Raw genomic sequence first — 19,772 nt, forward strand, 5'->3', positions numbered from 1 at the left:
TCCAGGAGGGTCAGCTCCGTGACAGCATCGAAGCCTCGCGCGGACGCACTGAACGTGCTGTCCGGTGAGGAACTCAGCTCGGCCGCCCAGCGCGAACGGCGCAAGCGGATCGTGGACGCGACGATCGCGCTCGCGTCCAAGGGCGGGTTCGACGCCGTGCAGATGCGAGCGGTCGCGGAGCGCGCGGACGTCGCGCTCGGCACCCTCTACCGCTACTTCCCGTCCAAGGTGCACCTGCTGGTGTCCAGCCTCGCCGTCGAGCTGGAGCGCGCCCAGGAGAAGATGGATCGCGGCAGCATCCCCGGCGAGAACGCCTACGAGCGCGTGCTGTTCGTGCTCGGCCGGATCACCCGCGGCCTGCAGCGCAACCCGCACCTCACCGAGGCGATGACCCGCGCGTTCACCTTCGCCGACGCCTCCGCGGGCACCGAGGTCGACAACGTCGCCCACTTGATGGAGCGCATGTTCACCAGGGCGATGAGCGACGAGGAACCGACGGACGAGCAGAAGGCCATCGCCAGGGTCATCGGTGACGTCTGGCTGGCCAACCTGGTCGCCTGGGTGACGCGCCGCGCCACCGCCACCGACGTCGCGACGCGCCTGGAGCTCACCGTCCGGCTGCTGCTGGCCTGACCACCTCGTACTGCAGCACTCCGTCCACCAGCGACGATGCGAGTTCACCGCGGACGACGAGCACATCGAGGTGCGCGTTCGTCTCGCCCACAGCGAGGATCCGGTCGAACAGGTTCAGGTCCTTGTACGCCCGCTGCCTGCTGGTCCACCCCAGCTTCTCGGCCACCTCGCGCGCCGTGTGCTCGCCACCCTGAACCGCCGCCAGCGTCGCACCGAGCCGGTCCTCGTGGTGCTGCAACAGCTCGTCGACCCGGTGGTGCACGCTCGGCGCGACCGGGCCGTGTGCCGGCAGCAGCCGCATGTCCGGGAAGGACCGCACCAGCCGCAACGAGTCCAGGTAGTCGCCGAGCGGCAACTCGGCCCGCGCGGTCTCGAACCCGATCGACGGCGTGATGTGCGGCAGCACGTGGTCGCCCGCGAACATCAGCTGTTCGGCCGCGTCGACGTACACGACGTGCCCGTTGGTGTGTCCTGGCGTTGGCACCGCACGCAGCACGCGTTCGTGCAAGGCGATGTCGGTCGTGCCCTCGAGCCACTCGTCCGGCTGGTCGTACAGGCGCAGCGACTCCGCCGCATCCTGGCCTCGGTACGCACCGCGCAGCTCGTCGGCGAGATCCGCCGCACCCCACCGGACGAGGTCGGCGAGGTGCCGCTCGCCCTCGCCGTTGAGGATCGCGTTCAGCGTGGGCTGTTCGCCAATTCCGAGGGAGACCTTGGCGCCGAACAGCTTCCGCAGCACGACCGCCATCGTGTAGTGGTCGCGATGCAGGTGCGTCACCAGGAACCGGTGCACCTGCTCCAACCCGAACCCGATGTCATCGAGCGCTTTCTCCAGCTGTTTGCGCGCTTCGTCGAGCGCCCACCCGGAGTCGATCAGCACCAGCCCGTCGCCGTCCTCGACCGCGTAGACGTTCACCGCGCGCAGCCCGTCCATGGGCAGCGGCAGCGGGATCCGGTGCACGCCCGGCGCGACCTCGAAGGCTCCCGGTTCGATCCAGGCGTGCTTACTCATCAGCGCCACCGTTCAGTTCTAGGTCGAGGAACCGCGGCCGGTAGATCCGCGCGTCCGCGAGGTTGTCGGCCAGGTCGAGGCTGTTGACGTTGTAGGACAGTACGTTCAGCTGCGGGTGCGTCGTCGCGTCGTACACGATGATCCGCCGCTCCGGCGTGGCCCCTTCCGGCGCCTCGTAAAGTACGCGCGGTGCGCCGAACGGACCGGTCGGCGAGGTGGCCGGGTAGGCGAGGATCTTGCGGCTGAACGGAGTCGTGCCGTCCACGGTCACCAGCACGAACCCGGTTCCCGCGCGGGTCACCGAGAACGCCGTGCCGATCCCTGACAGCGCGGGCGCCGCGTCCGACTCGTGCGGCGACCAGCCGGCGCCGGTCCAGAACTCCCACGCTTTGCTCAGGTCGTGCGTCCTCGCGATCAGCAACTGTTTCGGCTCGTGCCCCCGATGTTCGGCGCCGTACACGTACGTGAACTCGCCGTCGTCGAGGATCTCCGATCCCCACGCGACATCCGGGCTCAGCGGCAGCGGCGTGACGGTGTCGAGCTTGAGGTCCGGCAACGCGAACGTGGCCAATGACGTTCCGGTGCTCCGCACGTCCAGCGCGCCGTTGCCGGTCTTCTCGTACCGGTTGTAGAGCACGCTCAAGGCGCCATTCACGACAGTTCCGTCAGCCACCCACAGGTGCTCGTTGCTCGTCCCCTCCACCAGCGCCCGCGGATGCTCGGGCGTACCGCCGTGCAACGTCGCGCCGAGCGTGCCGTCCTTTTCCTGCACGACCATCGTGTTGCGCGGCATCGGACTGCCCGGCGGCCTGCTGTGGTCGGGGTTGACCGTGCCGAGGAACGTGTCCGAGAACAGCCACGCGGTGCGCCCGTCCGGCAGCGGGATCGAGGTTGTGCGGTCACCGCCCGTCCAATGACCGCCCTGGTCGCCGTAGGTGTTCCATAGGGCGTTGAGCACGCCGGACGGCGAGGCGATCATCGGAGCCTGCTGGCTCGCGGTCATCGCCATCGACGTCAGCACGACCCACGGCACCCGCCACACGCGCCACGTGTACCGCATGAAACCACTGGCGCACAACATCGTGCTCCACTGTGGACGGGTCCATATGCGATGAGGGGACCCTTCATGGCGGTCAGCGCTTGCAAAGCTCCCCTCATGGCACCTCTAGAGTTGGGGGCATGTTCGTGAAGCTGTGCGGTCTGCGGACCCCGGAGGACGTCGCGGTCGCCGTCGAGGCCGGCGCCGACGCGGTCGGGTTCGTCTTCACCACGAGCCCGCGCCAGGTCTCCCCCGACGCGGTCCGCCGCCTGCTCGCGGGCGTCCCGACGCACGTGCTCAGCGTCGGCGTCGTGCACGGCATCACGGCGGCCGAAGCCCGTGAACTGGCCCACGCAGCCGGCGTCGACGCACTCCAGCTGCACGGCGCGTACCCGCGTGAGGCGTTCGACGAGCTCAAGGACCTGCGACTCCTGCGCGCCACGTCCCTGACCGCCGACACCGACGTCGTGACCGGAGCGTTCGGCGAGGAGTGGCTGCTGCTCGACTCGCCGGTCGCCGGGTCGGGCGAACGCTGGGACCTCACCGCGCTCAACGCCACCCGCCCGTCCGGACATTGGCTGCTGGCAGGCGGCCTGTCCCCGGACAACGTCGCGGAGGCCATCGCCACGGCCCAGCCCTGGGGTGTCGACGTATCCAGCGGCGTCGAGTCCAGCCGCGGCGTGAAGGACCACGGCCGCATGCGGGCGTTCGTGGCAGCGGCCCGCCACTGAGGCGATGATGTCCGGCATGACCGCGACCGGACGTTTGGAGCTCGTCGCCTTCGACGCGACGGACATCGAGGGACTGGCGTCGTTCTACGCCGACCTGACCGGCTGGGAGACCGTCCGCAACGTGGGGGGCTGGATCACGCTGCGCGCCGACGACGGGCAGGAGGTCGCCTTCCAACAGGTCGCCGAGCACAATCCCCCGCGGTGGCCGGGCCAGGAACGCCCCCAGCAGTTCCACCTCGACCTGCTGGTCGACGGGCACGAGGAGGCGGCCCAGCGCGCGGTCGCGCTCGGTGCCACCCGGCTCGCCGATGGCGCCACCTGGATCACGCTCGCCGACCCGGCCGGCCATCCGTTCGACCTGTGCCAGCGGGACGGCGTCGGGCCGCAGATGCAGCTGTTCGCCGTGACCATCGACGCTCCCGACGCCTCGGCGCTGGCCCGCTTCTACGGCAGCCTGCTCGGGATGGAGCTGGCCTACGACGGCCCCGAGGGCGCGCTCATCTCGGAGGGCGGCAAGAGTCTGATGTTCCAGCAGGTCAGCGACTACACGCCGCCGCGGTGGCCGGATCCGGCGCACCCGCAGCAGGCGCACCTCGACATCATCGTCGACGACGCCGATCACCTGAAGGCGGTCGGGGCGAGGGCCGAGGAGCTCGGGGCCACCCGGCTCGCCGGCGGCACCAGCTGGATCACGCTGGCCGACCCCGCGGGGCACCCGTTCGACCTGTCGGTTCCCTGACCTGCGCTTCCCTCACCCGTGCGCGTCCCTGGCCATCGCCTCCCTGACCCGCGCGCCCTCCTCCCCTGACACCACCAGCCGGAAAATGAGTTGCGACTCATTTCACGTCGTGCAAACTTGCACGTCGTGCAGAAATGCTCGTACCTTGGTCTGGTGACCGAGACCCTCCGCGACCGCAAGAAGCGGCAGACGCGCCAAGCACTGGTGCGCGCGACGCTGCGCCTTGCCGCCGAGAAGGGCCTCGACCACGTCACCGTCGAGGAGATCAGCACGGCCGCGGACGTCTCGACGCGCACGTTCTTCAACTACTTCCAGGGCAAGGACGAGGCCGTGGCCAGCTCGGACCCGGAAGCGGGTCCCCGGCTGCGCGACCGGATCCGCAACCAGCCCGCGCAACACACTCCGTTCGAGGCGCTCAAAAAAGCATTGCTCGACGAGGTGGCCGACGAGCTGACCGAGGACCGGGACCTCTGGCTGCTGCGCAAGCAGGTGATCGGCCAGCACCCGGAGCTGCTCGCGAAGGTGTTCGCGAGCGGTGAGCTCGCCGAGCGGCACCTCGTCGCCGCCATCGCCGAACGGTCCGGGCTCGCCGAGACCGACACGTACCCGATGATGCTGACCGCCGCGACCGGCGCGGCGTTCCGCGTCGCGATGGCCCGCTGGGCCTGCGTCGAACGACCGCTGGGCGAGCTGCTCGGCGAGGCGCTCGACGTGCTCGGCGCCGGACTGTCCGAAGTTCCAACGCAAGGGGGATCATGACCACGCCAACCCACTCCAGACGCGACATCGTGCAGGCGATGTCAGGCCTGATGCTCGGCATGTTCGTGTCGATCCTGGCGTCGACGATCGTGTCGAACGCCCTGCCGCGCATCATCTCCGACCTGAACGGCTCGCAGTCGGTCTACACGTGGGTCGTCACCACCGAGCTGCTCGCGATGACGGCGACCGTGCCGCTGTGGGGCAAGCTCGCCGACCTGTACAGCCGCAAGCTGCTCATCCAGTCGTCGCTGGGCCTGTTCGTCGTGGGCTCGCTGATCGCCGGGTCCGCGCAGAACGTCGAGGTGCTCATCGCGAGCCGCGTCGTGCAGGGTCTCGGCGCGGGCGGCATGACCGCGCTCGCGACGATCGTGATGGCCGCGATGATCCCGCCGCGTGAACTCGGCCGGTACTCGGGGCTGTTCGGCGCCGTGTTCGGCGTCGGCACGGTCGCGGGTCCGCTGATCGGTGGCCTGCTGGTCGACACGTCGTGGCTCGGCTGGCGCTGGTGCTTCTTCATCGGCGTGCCGTTCTCGCTGGCCGCGATCTACCTGCTGCAGAAGACGCTGCACCTGCCGTTGGTGCGCAAGGAGAACGTCCAGATCGACTACCTGGGCGCCGCGCTCATCGTCGGCGGCGTGTCGACGCTGCTGGTGTGGTCGACGCTGGCGGGCAACAAGTTCGACTGGTGGTCGGCGTGGACGGCCGTGCTCGTCGCGACCGGACTGGCGCTGCTCGTGCTGGCCGTGTGGGTCGAGTCGCGGGCGAAGGACCCGATCGTGCCGTTGACGATCTTCCGCAACCGGACGGTCGCGCTCACCACGATCGCCAGCGCGCTGGTCGGTGTCGCGATGTTCGGTGGCACGGTGTTCCTGTCGCAGTACTTCCAGATCGCGCTCGGCAAGACGCCGACCCAGGCCGGTCTGCTCAGCCTGCCGCTGATCTTCGGCCTGCTCGTGTCGTCGACCCTCGCCGGTCAGCTGATCACCCGGTTCGGCCGCTGGAAGGCGTTCCTGGTCTCCGGTGGCGCGATCACGGTCGGCGGCATGCTGCTGCTGAGCACGATCGACGCGAAGACGACCGTGTTCAACGTCAGCGTGTTCATGGCGGTGCTCGGCGCCGGGCTCGGCCTGCTGATGCAGAACCTGGTGCTGGCGGCGCAGAACGACGTGGCGGCCAAGGACCTCGGCGCCACCACGTCCACGCTCACGTTCTTCCGCAGCCTCGGCGGCGCGATCGGCGTGAGCGCACTGGGTGCGGTGCTGGCGAACAAGGTCACCTCGCTGATGACCGAGAAGTTCGGCCCGATGGCCACCTCCGGTGGCGGCAGCAAGGTGCCCGACCTGTCGGTGCTGCCGGCGCCGGTGCGCGAGATCATCGCGGACATCTACGCGACGGCGACCGCCGAGCTGTTCCTCGTCGCCGCACCGATCGCGGCACTGGCGCTGCTCGCGGTCATGTTCATCAAGGAGAAGCCGCTGAAGACGCAGAGCGGTGACGACCGGCTCAAGGCCGAGGCGGAGCTCGCCGCGACCCACTGAGACACCGGTTGAGTGCGGTGATCGCCGGTTTTCGGCGGTCACCGCACTACTGTGTCCGCCATGACCGGGCTGCGTGAGCGGAAGAAGGCGGCGACGCGTGCCGCGCTCGCGGACGCGGCGCTGACCCTGTGCGCGGAACACGGCGTGGACGTGGTGACCGTCGAGCAGATCGCCACCGCGGCCGGCGTGTCGCTGCGGACGTTCTTCAACTACTTCCCCTCCAAGGAGGAGGCGGTCGTCGCCGGCGACATGGCCACGGCCGAGGCGTTCGTCCACGCGTTCACCGAACGACCCGCGTCCGAACCCGTGCTGGTCGCTCTGGGCGCCGCGTTGCACGAGACCATCCCGGAGCAGATCGAGCTCGGACGGCTGAAGCAGCTGCGGGCGTTGCGCCACACGCCGTCCCTGCTGCCGCACCTGATGGCGGCGTATGCCGTGCGGGAACGCGAGCTCGCGGACGCGGTGGCCGCGCGGGCCGGGATCGACGCGGACGCCGATCCCTACCCCCAGATGACGGCCGCCGCCGTGATGGCGACGTTGCGCGCGATCGTGCAGTGGTGGTTCGACAAACCCGACACGCACACGACCGGGCAGTTGATCGACCGGCTGATCGCTCAGCTCGGCGCGGGGTTCACGCGTCCCAGCTGACCGGTAGCGCGTGCACGCCGTAGATCGCCATCGTGTCGCGCGTCGGCACCTCGTTCGCGGGCACCGCGAGTCGCAGCCCCGGCAACCGCCGCAGCAGCTCGCTGAACCCGACCGCCATCTCGACCCGCGCCAGCTGCTGCCCCAGGCACTGGTGAATCCCGTACCCGAACGCGATGTGGTGCCCGCGCTGACGGTCGAGTGTGAGCCGGTCCGGTTCCGGGTACTGACCGGCGTCGCGGTTCACCGCGGCCACCGAGATCAGCACCGTCGTGCCCGCCGGGATCGTTGTGCCACCGACTTCCAGCTCGGTGCGGGTGTACCGCGGGATTCCGATGTGGATGATCGACAGATAGCGCAGCAGCTCCTCGACCGCGCCGTCGATCAGGCTCGGGTCGTCGCGCAGTTTCGCCAGTTCGTCCGGGTGTTCCAGGAGCGCGAACGTGCCGAGCGCCAACATGTTCGCCGTCGTCTCGTGCCCCGCGACGAGCAACAGGTTCGCGACGCCGACGAGCTCGTCGTCGGTGAGGTCGCCCTCGACGATGAGCCCCGAGACCAGGTCGTCGGCCGGCCGGGCCCGCTTCTGCCGCACGAGCCGGTGCATGAATTCGCGGAACCCGTCGCGCACCTCGACGATCTCCTCGAACGACGTCTTCAGGTCGAGCAGCTTCGCGGTGCGGTGCTGGAACGACGCGCGGTCGTCGTACGGCACACCGAGCAGCTCGCAGATCACCAGTGACGGCACCGGCAGCGCGAAGTCCCGCACGAGATCGGCGGGCGGCCCGGCGGCGATCATCGCGTCGATGTGCTCGGTGACGATCTCGTGGATGCGCGGCGTGAGCTGGCGCATGCGGCGCACGGTGAACTGGCCGGTCAGCAGTTTGCGGAACCGAGTGTGCTCGGGAGCGTCCATCGCGATGAACGACCCCGCGCGCGCCTTCGGATCCAGCAGCTTCTCGCGAACCTCCTCGCTCGCCTGGGCGAACAGCCGCGGGTCGGCGAACCGGTCGGAACTCAGCCGCGGGTCGGTCAGCAGGGCGCGAGCCTCCTCGTGGCCGGTGACGAGCCACATCGAGTCGCCCACATCGGTGGTCACCTGGTGGACGGGGCCGTCGGCGCTGAGGTCGCGCAGCCCCGCGGCGGGATCAAACGGGCAGCCGGATCGGTCCATCAGCTCGGCCGGGAGCTGGAGACGCAGACCGGCCCGACTGGGTGTAGCCGTCTTGTTGCTGGGCGTCATGAAGTCCACGGTACCGAAACTTGCACAGCGTGCAAGATTTCCAGGTGACGGCGGTCCTGGGATGCTGATGGCATGCGACTGAAGCAGGTCGAGCTGCCCGCTCGGCGGATCATCGATCTGGGCCTCGGCCAGAGCCGCTCGGCGATCGAACCCGACGTGCTCGCCTGGGACGCGCCGGTCGCCCGCGACCTGGCCGGCCGGGTCGTCGACGCCGCCGACAAGGGCAGCGGCACGTTCCTGGAGAAGCTCCGGAACGAGATGTCCGGCGCGCCACGGGAGTCGCTCCTGCTCCTCGCCGAACTGCTGACGCTGCACGCGTTGCCGCTCACGAACCTGAGCCCCGCGGCGAAGCTCGGCCGCGTCACCACCGTGCTGTCGTGGCTCACGCCGCCCGCCGAACTGCCCGCCGATCTGCGCGACGGCCTGCAGGCGCGCGGCGTGTTCAACGGCGGGGTCGGCTTCAACGTCCAGATCTGGCAGCAGGTCGGGTGGCTGCTGTCGTTCCTGGAAGAGTGGCACGAGCTGCGCGCGAGCGAACGCGAGGCCGCTCTCGCGGAACCGTGGCGGTTCCGCAGTTTCGTGCACCAGGTCGACACCGGTCAGCAGGCCATCCGCAACTCGTTGCTGTACCTGGCTTTCCCGGACGTGTTCCTGCCGATCGTGCGCCAGGCCGACAAGGTCGCCATCCGCGACGCCTTCGCCGAGGAGCCGAGCGGCACCGACCCGGTGTCGATCGACCGCGACCTGTACGAGCTCCAGGACAAACCGGTCGACTACTACACCCCCGAGTGGGCTTCGCGGTGGCAACGGCGAAAGCCCAAGCGTGCCGACAAGGCCGCACGCGCGTGGCTCGTCTCCGGGACCGACGACGAGTCCGTGTTCATCGACGCCGAACACCTGGGCGAGCTGAGCCCGGACTCCACCCGCGAGCAGGTCGCGGCCCTGGTCGACGCCGGCTACGAGCACCTCGACTACGCCCGCCGCGACACGCTGGCCACCAGCTACTTCAACTTCCTGTCGACGATGAAGGTCGACGACCTGGTCGCCCGCATCACCGACGGCAGGCTCTACACCGGAGTGATCACCGGCGAGGCGGAACGGGTGGACGACCGCCTGCGCCGGTCCGTCACCTGGACGTCCACCGCCGCGGGCCGCGTCGAGGAACCGGAGCTGGCCGCTTTGCTGTCCGGCCGGCAGGGCGCCGTCGTGGACATCACGGCCGCCCTGCCCACCCTGACCGCCGAGGCACCCGAGGAACCGACCGGCCTCGAGCTCCCCGGCGCCACCCGCGAGTTCGCCGAGTCCCTGCACTTCGACCAGAAGTGGCTGCAGAAGCTGATCACGCTGCTGCACCACCGCAAGCAGATCGTCCTGTACGGCCCGCCCGGCACCGGCAAGACCTACCTGGCGCGCGAGCTGGCCCGCCACATCGCCGCGCCGACGGCGATCCGGCTCGTGCAGTTCCACCCGTCGTACGCCTACGAGGACTTCTTCGAGGGTTTCCGCCCGCGCGCCAAGGGCGACACCGCCACGTTCGAGCTGGTGCCCGGACCACTGCGCCAGCTGGCGGCCGCCGCCGAGGCCGATCCAGGCCGGCCGTACGTGCTGATCATCGACGAGATCAACCGCGCCAACCTGTCGAAGGTGTTCGGCGAGCTGTACTTCCTGCTGGAGTACCGCGACGAGACGATCGACCTGCAGTACTCCCCCGGTGACCGCTTCAAGCTGCCCGCCAACGTCTTCGTCATCGGCACGATGAACACCGCCGACCGCTCCATCGCCCTGGTGGACGCCGCGATGCGCCGCCGCTTCGCGTTCGTCGAGCTGCACCCCGACCACCCGCCGGTGCGCGATCTGCTGTCCCGCTGGTGCAGGGCCAACGGCAAGACCGACGGCCGCGCCGACCTGCTCGCCCGGCTCAACCGGGAGATCGACGACCACGAGTTCAAGATCGGCCCGTCGTACCTGATGAAGCCGGACGCCGACCACGGCCTGGAAGTCGTGTGGGAGCACTCGATCCTGCCGCTGCTGGAGGAGCACTACTACGACCGCATGTCGCGGCAGAAGCTGCACGACACGTTCGGCCTCGACGCCATCCGCCGACTGCCGTGATCACCCTGCGGGAGAACTCGACCACGGGCGCGGTGACGGAGTTGACCGCGCCGCAGCTGGCGTTCCTCCGCTCGTGTCCGCTGGTCTCGGTCCGGGCCGCCGGTTCGGGCTACCGCCTGGTGCCCAGGCCACGTCAGGTCGGCGCTGTTCACGCCCACGGCCTCGACGTGGTCGTGTCGCCCAAGGTCAGCATTCCGCGCCTGCTGTTCATGATCGGTTACGCGAACAATCCCAGGTTCCTCCCGGAGAACGTCGAGGGCGTGTCGGCGTCCGGCCTGTGGGCCATCGTGGCGGAGACGTTGTGTCGCAACGCCGAACGCGCCCTGGCCGGTGGTGTGTTGCAGGGTTACACGACGACTTCCTCGGCGAGCACCGTGCTGCGTGGCCGGATCCGCGTTGGCGACCAGATCACGCGGCGACCGGGTCGCTCTCTGCCGGTGGAGATCACGCACGACGAGTACACCGTGGACATTCCGGAGAACCGAACTCTGCGCGCCGCGATCCGTCGCATGCGTACGGTTCCGCGCCTCTCGCCTCTCCTGCTGGCGCGCTTGCGGCACCTGGACAATCGGCTTCCTGATGTTTCGCCTGTTGTTTCGCCTTGGCGGCCGAACCGGTTGAACGCTCGCTACCAGCCGGCGTTGCGGATCGCCGACCTCGTGCTCGACACGATGTCCTTCGAGGTTGGTGCTTCCGGGCTGTCCATTGCCTCGTTCGTCGTGAACATGGATCGGGTGTTCGAGGCCTTCGTCACCACCGCTTTGCGGGAGGCCTGGAGTTCGTTCCCCGGCCGGACTGTCGATCAGTTTCGTACCAGCCTGGACGAGGACGGCTCTCTCGCCATGCGCCCTGATGTCGTGCACCTGGTGGACGGCCGGCCTCGGTTCGTCGTCGATGCCAAGTACAAGCTGGAGTCGCCCAATACCGATCACTACCAGGTTCTTGCCTACTGCACCGCCTTACAGGTCACCTCTGCCTGGCTCGTTTACGCCAGTGGCACGGGGTCTGTGCGGCGTCGGCGGGTTCGGAACTCGCCGATCACCATCACCGAGTACCCGCTGCGGCTTGATGTCCCGCCTGCGGATCTGCTGGCTCAGATCTCGGATCTGGCTCACTCGGCTTGGGCTTCCTGAATAGCATCGGTCCATGACCTATGGTTCGCCTCGTCCTCAGGGTCCTTGGTTCGGGCTCGCCGCTGTGGTCCTTGGGCTGCTTGGATGTGTGGTGCCGTTGCTGCCGATCGATCTGACGAACATTCGGTTCTTCATCGCTCTTCCGTTTGCGGCTGCTGGGTTCGTTTTCGCGATCGTCGGGCTTACTGGGCGGCGGCGGGGGAAGGCGTTGGCTGCTGTTGGTGTGGTGCTGTCGCTTCTGGCTTTGACGCTCGGCATGATCATGTCTGGTAATCGGATCGTGCATGAGGTGCTTGGTCTTTAGGTTTGGACGCGGCTGCGCCGCGACACGTTGGCATTTTCGTGCGGGCCAGGCGCTAGGGCGCCTGGCCCGCACGAAAATGCCAACGTACCGAGACGGTGGTTGGCCGCCGTCGTGGTCCCGATCCTGTCCAGACCTGCGTTCGTTCGGTGCGGTTGCGGGCGTGGTTGGGATGAGGTGGCTGGAGTTGGCACCGTTTGTTCCCATGCGTCAGCTCACCATGTGCAGCGGGTTGCGTCTCGGCTGCCGTAGCGGATCGAGGAAGGCCGGTGGGATGAAGTACGGGATTCCGTTGCGGAGCTTCACTTCCCAGTCGCTGTGGTGGATCAGGTCGTGATGTCGTCGGCAGAGTAGGACGCCGTTGTGCAGGCTCGTCTTGCCGCCCTCGACCCACGGTTTGATGTGGTGGCCTTCGCAGTGCCGTGGTGGCCGGTTGCAGCCCGGGAAGGCGCAGCCTTTGTCCCTGGCGACCAGCGCTCGGCGTAGGCCGCTATTGAACAGCCGCGCCTTGCGGCCGACGTTGAGCGGTTGCGAGCGGCTGCCCATCACGATCGGGATGACGCCTGCCTCGCAGGCGAGTTTCCGGAGTTGCTTGACCGGGATGTGTTCCTGGTTGTCCAGCAGCGCATGACCGGTCTTGGCGGCCAGGTCGTCGTAGGAGACGGTGACGGCCAGGGTGACGGTTTCGCCGCCGTGCTCGGGCAGCACGTCGGCGCGCAGCACCAGGTTGATCAGCTCGACGAAGGCGTCGCCCTGCCGTTCGGCATAGGTGCGCGTGTCGGGGCCGTCCGGGCCGGTGGGACGGGGCTTGGCCAGCGGGTCCAGCGCGCCCAGGAATTTAGCGCCGATCTCCGGGCCGAGATCGAAGCTGCCGCGGCAGCGGCCGCGTTCCCAGCGGGCGATCAGCTGGTCACTCGGTGGCGCCGGATCCTTCTCGTCGGGTTCCTCGTCGTTCTGGAACATCCGGTAGATGATCTTCTTGCCGAAGTCGCGGATCGCGCCCGGCTCGAACGTCCGGCCGAACTCGGCCAGCTGCTGCTCGACGAACGCCGTCTTGTCGGGCGTGGCATCGGCAGGCATGTTCTTCATCGCCCTGGCGATCGCGTCGACATGCTCCTCGGTCAACTCGCCCTCGGCCATCGCCTCGGCGGTCGCGGGCAGCTCCGGTGCGATCTCCGCACCGGACGGGCCGAGTTGATGTGTCAGCAGCCGCGCGCGGCGCAGCTTCCCCTTCGCCACGCTCGGATCCCAATGCACCTGATCCTTCAACACCCCGACCAGGTCCTTGTAGCCCAACTCTGCCGCCAGGCCACGCCGATCCATCTCGGCAATCCAGCGCAGCAGCCGCTCATGACGCGCACGGATCTCACGCTCCATCTCGGCGAAGCCGTCAAGCAGCTCACCGCTGGAGAGAAGGGACAGATCCGTGTCGACCATGCGTTCGACTCTACCGCAAGATCACGACCAGATAACGCGTTTACCAGCGAAAACATGTGACCCGATCGGGTGAATCAAATAAACGATCAAAACGCAAGCCACCTCATCCCAGCCACGCCCGCAACCGCACAACACAACGCAACCCAGCCAACGGATCGGGACCACGACGGCAGCCAACCACCTTCTCGGTACGTTGGCATTTTCGCGCGGACGCGGCGCCCTAGCGCCGTGGCCGCGCGAAAATGCCAACGTGGCGGCCGAAGGCCGAAACACCCCGGATCAGACCGCCACAAGCTCCCACTGCTGACTGTCCCCACCGTTGGCCCGAGCCTGCACCACGGCCGCACCATCCCCCGAGCCAACAACATCCGCAACCAGTCCACTGTAGACAGAGGTCAGCGTGCCTGAGACAGTCCACTGCTGATTGGCCCCACCGTTGGGCTCCCACTGAATCAACTGCGTCCCGGGAGTAGTAGAGAACCCAGGCACATCCAAAGCCTTACCACTGGCCACATTCAGCAAGGCAGCCCCACTACGCACCCACTGCTGATCAGCAGACCCGTTGTCAGTCCACTGGACGATCTGAGAACCAGAGGTGGCGAGCACCTTCCCAGTCCCCCGATTAACGATCTTGACCTTCGACGAAGACCCACCACCACTCAAGGCAAGGTTGTCGAACTGAACGTTCCGCCAACCCCCAACCTGCAACCCACCAGGCCCAGACCGGTAAGTGCCATCAACCGCACTACCAACCACAGCCCCGTCAACCCGAGCCGTAATAGTGCTCCCAGCGAACGACACGGAGAGGTTGTGCCAAGTCCCGACCCCAAGGCGAGCACGCGTACCGCTGGCCAACGTGTCCAAAGCCCCGTTGGTACGCCCACGCAGGAGAGCCCAAGCCCCGGTATCCGAAACCCGGAAGTAGTAGGCGTTGATACGCCCAACCTCCCAGTAGTCACGATCACCGTGCCGACCGAGCAAGGAGACGGACCCAGCCTGCTCGAACAGCACGTCAGAGGAGATCGTGTAGTCCGACAAACTGTTATCCCCGATCAACGCATACGGCGTAGCGGAGTTCTGCTGCCAGGGAATCACCTTGATCGGAGCCATCTGCCGCACACACTTCCCAGTCCGGCCAGTACAGGGAACGACCTCGAACGACCCGTGCTGATCAGCCAGGTAACGCGCAGGCCGAGCCACGTCATAGGACTCGAAGTCATCCCGATGCGGCAACGGGAAGGGCCGCGAACCAGGTGACACCGCAGTCCCTTTACCCTGTCCACCAACGGAACTGATCGTGTAGATGTACCCAGGCTGCAACGACAACGCGGTCCCCGGCCGATAGTCGGCCTGCCGCACGAACCAGTCACCGGGCGAGTTGGACCGCAGGTTGGTGGCATAAACCCGCGCCGCCCCACCAGGCAACCCACGCACGTCCAACGTCACCGACTGCGCCGAAGACGCACGCGTAGTCTCGATCACCGTCGAATAGGCGGAGTGGTCCGCAGCCTGCAGGCTGATGTAACTACCGTTGACCCGGTTCCCGGAGAGCAGCCCAGACCCGGAGTCGATGAACTTCCAGCCGATCTGCGTGAACTGCGTGAGGTGGGCCATCGTCCAGGCCTGCTTACCGATCTCGTACGCACCAGACCAGGGCTGAGCGGCCACTGCAAGCCCCGTGGTCTGGAACGGCAACCCAGGCGGCAACGCGGCGATCAACGGCCAGTTGATGTACGCGGTCATGCGCGCGTCGACGTACCCGAGCGTGAGCTGCCGAGCCATCCGATCCGCCCCGCGATGGAAGTCCAAGGACCCGTTCTCACTGGCCCACAACGGTTTCCCGATGTTTCGCGCGGTAGCCGTGGAGTGACAAGAGTAGGCGGTAGCGTCATCACCGTTGGCCCCGTCGCACGGATAGTGCGTGCCCAGAACGTCGACCGCGTCGTGGAACGACGCATCGCTGACCATGTCATCGGCGACACCCCACCCGGTGGAGTCCGCGCCGACCACAAGCGTGGGCAGGCCGTTGTCCCGCAAGGCCCGCTTCAACCGGACGAACCACCCGCGGTCCCAGCCGTTCTCGTTCCAACCACCGATGTAGTCGATGGTCAAACCGTGCGAATCACGCGCACCCTTCAGCCACTTGACCAGGTAGTCGATCATGTCGTCGGACCAGAACTCGCCGCCACCGATCCAACCGGGCGCGCCCCACGCCAGGCCGGCGAGCTTGATCGACGGGTTGCGCGCCTTCGCCTGCTCCATCAGCCACCACTCGTAGCCGCGCTGGTAGTTCTCGTCGTCGCGGCTGTGCATGTGGCTCGGCTCGGCGCCGTCGGTGGAGTTCATGTCCCCGCCGACCTCGACCTTGAACAGCTGGATCGACGCGCCGTAGCCCGGTTTGAACAGGTAGTCGAGGATCCGGCTGCGTTGCGGCTCGGGATAGTCGAGCAGCAGTTTGCTGTTGCCACCGCCGCCGCTCACCGCGCCGACGCCGTCGTATGTGCGACCGCCCTGTGCGCCGTCGACCATGATCGTCGTGGCCGCGGCGGCCGGGGTGACGACCACCGAGCCCGCCAGCAACGCGAGCACCGCCAGGAGTTTCCGCATACTCCGCGACGCTAGGGCGATCGGGCGAACCCGAGACCGAACTCTGTCCAGTCGGGACAGCAGCATTGCCCGTTCGGGCGTCACCCCGCCGGTTCAGGCCGATCGTCGTAGTCCGACGGGGAAACCGTAACTCCCGTAACGGAGGGGGACGAAGCGTGCGGGACGAGGAGGCGGGGCGCGCCCGACCCGTCGGCGCGCACCGCCCAGATGCCCTCGCCGGGCAGGCCGTAGGCGATGGTGGAGTCGTCCAGCCACACCATCTGGTCATCGACGCCGCGGGTCTCGGCGAGCGCCGTCTCGGTCATGGTCGCGAGATCGAGCACGTAGGCCCGCCAGGGCCGCGCGCCGTCCGAGGCCACGCGTTTCTTGAACGCCACGCGCCGGCCGTCCGGGGACAACGAGGGGCACTCGGCGTTCTCCCGCAGCACCGTCGCCTCCCACGTGTCGTAGGAAGCCCGGACCAGGTACGTCCGGCCGCCTGCCCCGACCGTGGCGAAGAACGTCTTGTCATCGGCAGAGAACGTAACGCCCCAGATGTTCGTGTCAGGCGACTGAGACACTCCTTCCACCCGCAGGTCCTCGATGTTGCTGGACAACTGGTCGTCTCGCAGGTCTCGAATCGCCGTGCGAGTCGAGAAGCTGCCGGGCGCGGTGTAGGAGTCGCCGGTGACGAACGTCGTCCACGACGCCATCCGGCCGTCCGCGGACAGCTTCACCCGGTTCGGCACCCCCGCGACCTCCACGCGTGACCGCTCGGTCAACGACGAGTCGACCGACACCGCCACCGCGCTCGGCAACGGCCCCGACGCCGTCGCGAGGCATAGCCCCGTCCCCGCAGCCACATAGAACCGTTGGCATGACAGGGAACTGAGCCGACGAGCCCCACCCGGATCCAAGAGGGACACCGAAGCCACGCGACCGCTCACCTCGTCACGGAACACCAGCCGCCCAGGCTCGGACAGGTCCACCGGACCGGGCTCCACCGCCACCGAGGGCGCGGGCGCAGCCCGCATCGCGTAGAACACCCCGGCGGCAGCGAGCACCACCGCACACCCAAAAGCGATCAGGACGCGAGCCATGTCCACACCGCCCCCACGAGCAACGACGAGCACATCCGTGCGAGCGCCTGCGCGGTCTGCAACACCGCGAGCCCACTGGTCCGTGAAGCGGCAGGCACGAGCGGGCCCGCCGCCGCCATCAGCACCCCGTCGGTCGCGGCGTAGAACACGCCGTGTGCCACCAGAACGCACACGAGCAGCACGACCCCCGAAGCACTGAACAGCAACACGTACATGCACAACAGGGCGACGTGCCCGGCCACGAACATCCGCCACCGCCCGACCCGGTCCGCGAGCCCGCCGAGCGGCACGGCCAGCAGCAGGTACACCCCGGCCGTGCCGAGCGGCAGCAACGCCACATAAGCCGCGTCGAGTCCCAACCGCTTCTGCAGCAACAGGAAGACGAACCCGTCGCCGAGCGTCAGCAGCCCGAGCCCGACCGCGAGCAGGCAGAGCCGCCGGAACGGCCGGGAGCGCAGCAGTCCGAACGACACCGGAGCCGAGACCACCGGGCCGCGCCGGTCCCGCACGAACAGGATCAGCAGCACCACGCCGAACAAGGCGAACAGGAAGCTGACGACGAACACCGTGTCGTACCGGCCCGGCAGCGTCCACAACAGACAGAACGCGACGAGCGGTCCGAGGAACGCACCGACGGTGTCCATCGCCCGGTGAACGCCGAACGACCGGCCGAGCGCCGAAGGCGTGCTGCTCAACGAGATCAGCGCGTCCCGGGGCGCGGTCCGGATGCCCTTGCCGGTCCGGTCCAGGACGAGCACAGCACCCATCCCGAACGCGGACCCGCCCGATGCAAGCAGCCCGAGCTTGGCGGCACAGGACAGCCCGTACCCGAAGCCCGCCACCAGTTTCCGGCGCTGCCACCGGTCCGCGAGGCCGCCGCCGACCACGCGGACCAGTGCGCCGACCCCGGTGTACAGGCCGTCGAGCAGGCCGAACTGCAGTGGGGAGAACCCGAGCCCGAGCACCAGGTAGAGCGGCAGGACCGCGGTCACCATCTCCGACGAGATGTCCGTGACGAGGCTGACCGAGCCCAGGGCCAGCACGTTCGCCGCGATCCGTCCCGCGGATCCGGTGACCGGGGCCTGCCTTGCCGACGCGATGTACATCAGCGGCAGGTGTAGGGGCCGGCCTTGTCGAGCACCTTGCCGTCCAGGCCGATGATCTCCCACGAGTAGGAGCGGCCGGACAGGGTCAGCTTCATGACCCCGTGCTTGGCGAACGACCTCTCCACGCCGACCCGCGGCTTGATGTCCTTGTACAGGTTGTCACCGCCGATGCCGACGATCGCCGAGCGCAGCCCGTTCGCCTCGTCGACCTTGCCGCTGGAGTTCAACGGCTTGAGCCGCTCGTAGTGGTGGTCGTGGCCGCTGAACACCACGTCCGCGCGCGCCTTGACCAGCTCGTCCCAGAACGGCGCCATCTTCTTGAGATCGCCGTACTCGCCGGAGTTGAACCGCGGGTGATGCCAGTACCCCGCGACACACGGCTTCTTGTTGTCCTGGAGGTCCTGCCGCAGCCAGTTGATCTCGTCGCCCGGCTTGCCCTCGTACACCGGGGTGGAGTCCAGCGCGAGGAAGTGCCAGTCACCGACTTCCCAGCTGTAGTAAGGCTTTCCCTGTGGTGTGGCGATGGCGGCGCCGAAGTAGGACTTGTACCCGTTGAGCTGGTTGTACCACTCGTGGTTGCCGGGCGTGGGCTTGGTGATGTTCTTGAACTTGCCCCACGTCTTGGCGTAGTACGCCTGGTACTCGGCGAGCGTGCCGTTGTCGTACTGGTTGTCGCCGACGGTCAGCACGTACGCGGGCTTGATGCCCTCCACGAGCTTCGCGGTCTGGCTGTGCTCGGCGGGCAGCTGGGCCTTCGCGATGTCGCCCGCGACGACGAGGACGATCCCCTCGCCCGCGGTCGTCCCGGCCTGCACCGGCGCACTGGCCGGCGAGACGTTGCCCGCCGCGTCGCGCGCCCGCACGGTGTAGGTGAACGTCGTGCCCGACGCGAGACCGGTGTCGGTGAACGCCGACGAGGCCGACGTGCCGACCACGTTTCCGTTGCGCAGCACGTCGTAGGACGTCACGGCCACGTCGTCCTGCGCGGCGTTCCACGCGAGCGAGACGGAGTCGCTGGTCGAGCCGGTGGCCTTCAGCCCGCCCGGTGCGGTCGGCGGCGTGACGTCACCGCCGGAGCGGGAGCCGTAGACCTCCAGCTCCCACAACGAGTAGCCGTACGTCGTGGCGCGCTTCGTGCCGTAGACGCGCACGTAACGGCCGGTGGCGCCGATGCTGACCTCGTCGGTGCCACCGTCGCCACTGGTGACGGTCTTGGCCGACGTCCAGGACGTGCCGTCGGCGCTCGTCTCGACGCGGTACTCCTTGGCGTAGGCGGCCTCCCAGGTCAGCTTGACCGTGGTGATCGTGGCCGGGGCACCGAGGTCGACCGCGATCCACTGGGGATCGGAGCCCTCGGCGCTGGCCCATCGGGTGGTCGCGGAGCCGTCGACGGCGTTGCCGCCGTTGAGGCTCGCGTCCTCGACGGACGAGGTGGTGGTCGGTTTGTCATGGGACAGCAGCGTGTCCGCAGCGCTCGCCGGAACGGGTGGGGCGAGCAGCGTCAGCAACGCCAGCAGGATGGCTGTTCGGTTCACTTCTCTCCTCGACAGACAGGGGCGGCGTCGAAGTATTCGTAAAGAAGCTTTCCTATTGAGCCGGAGGTTAACGGCAGGCAAACGCGCACGTCAAGACGTGTTTCAGTCCACAGTGGTCAGTCAACC

At 68.0% G+C, this 19,772-nt stretch carries 17 protein-coding genes; 9 read left to right on the plus strand and 8 right to left on the minus strand.

What is annotated here, in order from left to right:
- The first annotated feature begins 18 nt into the window (after positions 1-18).
- Positions 19-633 (plus strand): cholesterol catabolism transcriptional regulator KstR, encoded by a 615-nt coding sequence (gene kstR / locus QSK35_RS03890; RefSeq protein ID WP_285742268.1) that lies wholly within the window; start codon positions 19-21, stop codon positions 631-633.
- Here kstR and QSK35_RS03895 read toward each other — a convergent pair.
- Both QSK35_RS03895 and QSK35_RS03900 read right to left on the minus strand, forming a co-directional pair.
- The gene (locus QSK35_RS03895) at positions 608-1,645 is read right to left on the minus strand and encodes an MBL fold metallo-hydrolase (protein ID WP_285742270.1); all 1,038 of its coding nucleotides are present in this window, start codon (positions 1,643-1,645) and stop codon (positions 608-610) included. The two genes, kstR and QSK35_RS03895, sit on opposite strands and share 26 nt — an antisense overlap.
- The gene (locus QSK35_RS03900) at positions 1,638-2,705 is read right to left on the minus strand and encodes a DUF5005 domain-containing protein (protein ID WP_285742272.1); all 1,068 of its coding nucleotides are present in this window, start codon (positions 2,703-2,705) and stop codon (positions 1,638-1,640) included. The genes QSK35_RS03895 and QSK35_RS03900 overlap by 8 nt, the downstream gene beginning before the upstream one ends.
- 119 nt (positions 2,706-2,824) lie before the next feature.
- Between QSK35_RS03900 and QSK35_RS03905 the strand changes: the two genes are divergently transcribed.
- From QSK35_RS03905 to QSK35_RS03925, 5 genes are all read left to right on the plus strand, one after another.
- On the plus strand, positions 2,825-3,415 hold the full coding sequence (locus tag QSK35_RS03905) for a phosphoribosylanthranilate isomerase (protein ID WP_285742274.1): 591 nt from the start codon (positions 2,825-2,827) through the stop codon (positions 3,413-3,415).
- Between the two features lie 16 nt (positions 3,416-3,431).
- Positions 3,432-4,154, plus strand: a complete 723-nt coding sequence (locus QSK35_RS03910; RefSeq protein WP_285742276.1) for a VOC family protein — start codon at positions 3,432-3,434, stop codon at positions 4,152-4,154.
- Between the two features lie 153 nt (positions 4,155-4,307).
- Positions 4,308-4,913: a TetR/AcrR family transcriptional regulator gene (locus QSK35_RS03915; RefSeq protein ID WP_285742278.1), complete on the plus strand. Its 606-nt coding sequence runs from the start codon at positions 4,308-4,310 to the stop codon at positions 4,911-4,913.
- Entirely contained in the window at positions 4,910-6,451 is a 1,542-nt protein-coding gene (locus tag QSK35_RS03920) for an MDR family MFS transporter (protein ID WP_285742280.1), read from the plus strand. Before QSK35_RS03915 ends, QSK35_RS03920 begins: the two co-directional genes overlap by 4 nt.
- A 60-nt stretch (positions 6,452-6,511) precedes the next feature.
- A complete protein-coding gene (locus QSK35_RS03925) occupies positions 6,512-7,099 on the plus strand; it encodes an acyl-CoA-like ligand-binding transcription factor (RefSeq protein ID WP_285742282.1) in 588 nt (195 codons plus the stop codon).
- Here the strand turns inward: QSK35_RS03925 and QSK35_RS03930 are convergent.
- Positions 7,083-8,336 (minus strand): cytochrome P450, encoded by a 1,254-nt coding sequence (locus tag QSK35_RS03930; protein ID WP_285742284.1) that lies wholly within the window; start codon positions 8,334-8,336, stop codon positions 7,083-7,085. The genes QSK35_RS03925 and QSK35_RS03930 overlap by 17 nt on opposite strands.
- A gap of 72 nt (positions 8,337-8,408) precedes the next feature.
- On the opposite strand from QSK35_RS03930, the gene QSK35_RS03935 reads away from it, so the two are divergent.
- From QSK35_RS03935 to QSK35_RS03945, 3 genes are read left to right on the plus strand one after another with little or no spacing between them, the layout of a single operon-like run.
- Positions 8,409-10,448 (plus strand): McrB family protein, encoded by a 2,040-nt coding sequence (locus tag QSK35_RS03935; RefSeq protein ID WP_285742287.1) that lies wholly within the window; start codon positions 8,409-8,411, stop codon positions 10,446-10,448.
- The gene (locus QSK35_RS03940; protein ID WP_285742289.1) at positions 10,445-11,581 is read left to right on the plus strand and encodes an McrC family protein; all 1,137 of its coding nucleotides are present in this window, start codon (positions 10,445-10,447) and stop codon (positions 11,579-11,581) included. Before QSK35_RS03935 ends, QSK35_RS03940 begins: the two co-directional genes overlap by 4 nt.
- Positions 11,582-11,594: 13 nt before the next feature.
- Entirely contained in the window at positions 11,595-11,885 is a 291-nt protein-coding gene (locus tag QSK35_RS03945; RefSeq protein WP_285742291.1) for a hypothetical protein, read from the plus strand.
- 207 nt (positions 11,886-12,092) lie between these two features.
- On the opposite strand, the gene QSK35_RS03950 is transcribed toward QSK35_RS03945, so the two are convergent.
- The 5 genes from QSK35_RS03950 to QSK35_RS03970 all read right to left on the minus strand — a co-directional run bounded on the left by QSK35_RS03950 (position 12,093) and on the right by QSK35_RS03970 (position 19,646).
- Entirely contained in the window at positions 12,093-13,319 is a 1,227-nt protein-coding gene (locus QSK35_RS03950) for an HNH endonuclease signature motif containing protein (RefSeq protein ID WP_285742293.1), read from the minus strand.
- Positions 13,320-13,598: 279 nt separating this feature from the next.
- On the minus strand, positions 13,599-15,926 hold the full coding sequence (locus QSK35_RS03955; protein WP_285742295.1) for an RICIN domain-containing protein: 2,328 nt from the start codon (positions 15,924-15,926) through the stop codon (positions 13,599-13,601).
- 80 nt (positions 15,927-16,006) lie between these two features.
- Positions 16,007-17,005 (minus strand): TolB-like translocation protein, encoded by a 999-nt coding sequence (locus QSK35_RS03960; protein ID WP_285742297.1) that lies wholly within the window; start codon positions 17,003-17,005, stop codon positions 16,007-16,009.
- A complete protein-coding gene (locus QSK35_RS03965) occupies positions 16,990-18,111 on the minus strand; it encodes an MFS transporter (RefSeq protein WP_285742299.1) in 1,122 nt (373 codons plus the stop codon). The genes QSK35_RS03960 and QSK35_RS03965 overlap by 16 nt, the downstream gene beginning before the upstream one ends.
- Positions 18,111-19,646 (minus strand): galactose-binding domain-containing protein, encoded by a 1,536-nt coding sequence (locus QSK35_RS03970; protein WP_285742300.1) that lies wholly within the window; start codon positions 19,644-19,646, stop codon positions 18,111-18,113. Before QSK35_RS03970 ends, QSK35_RS03965 begins: the two co-directional genes overlap by 1 nt.
- Between the last annotated feature and the right edge of the window lie 126 nt (positions 19,647-19,772).

Origin of the sequence: Lentzea sp. NBRC 105346 (assembly GCF_030269605.1) — a bacterium.
Taxonomy (GTDB): Bacteria; Actinomycetota; Actinomycetes; order Mycobacteriales; family Pseudonocardiaceae; genus Lentzea.

Coding starts and splice junctions, on each gene's coding strand:
- QSK35_RS03895 (WP_285742270.1), bottom strand. CDS start 1,645: ATGAGTAAGCACGCCTGGATCGAACCGGGAGCCTTCGAGGTCGCGCCG.
- QSK35_RS03900 (WP_285742272.1), bottom strand. CDS start 2,705: ATGCGGTACACGTGGCGCGTGTGGCGGGTGCCGTGGGTCGTGCTGACG.
- QSK35_RS03905 (WP_285742274.1), top strand. CDS start 2,825: ATGTTCGTGAAGCTGTGCGGTCTGCGGACCCCGGAGGACGTCGCGGTC.
- QSK35_RS03910 (WP_285742276.1), top strand. CDS start 3,432: ATGACCGCGACCGGACGTTTGGAGCTCGTCGCCTTCGACGCGACGGAC.
- QSK35_RS03920 (WP_285742280.1), top strand. CDS start 4,910: ATGACCACGCCAACCCACTCCAGACGCGACATCGTGCAGGCGATGTCA.
- QSK35_RS03925 (WP_285742282.1), top strand. CDS start 6,512: ATGACCGGGCTGCGTGAGCGGAAGAAGGCGGCGACGCGTGCCGCGCTC.
- QSK35_RS03930 (WP_285742284.1), bottom strand. CDS start 8,336: ATGACGCCCAGCAACAAGACGGCTACACCCAGTCGGGCCGGTCTGCGT.
- QSK35_RS03935 (WP_285742287.1), top strand. CDS start 8,409: ATGCGACTGAAGCAGGTCGAGCTGCCCGCTCGGCGGATCATCGATCTG.
- QSK35_RS03945 (WP_285742291.1), top strand. CDS start 11,595: ATGACCTATGGTTCGCCTCGTCCTCAGGGTCCTTGGTTCGGGCTCGCC.
- QSK35_RS03950 (WP_285742293.1), bottom strand. CDS start 13,319: ATGGTCGACACGGATCTGTCCCTTCTCTCCAGCGGTGAGCTGCTTGAC.
- QSK35_RS03955 (WP_285742295.1), bottom strand. CDS start 15,926: ATGCGGAAACTCCTGGCGGTGCTCGCGTTGCTGGCGGGCTCGGTGGTC.
- QSK35_RS03960 (WP_285742297.1), bottom strand. CDS start 17,005: ATGGCTCGCGTCCTGATCGCTTTTGGGTGTGCGGTGGTGCTCGCTGCC.
- QSK35_RS03965 (WP_285742299.1), bottom strand. CDS start 18,111: ATGTACATCGCGTCGGCAAGGCAGGCCCCGGTCACCGGATCCGCGGGA.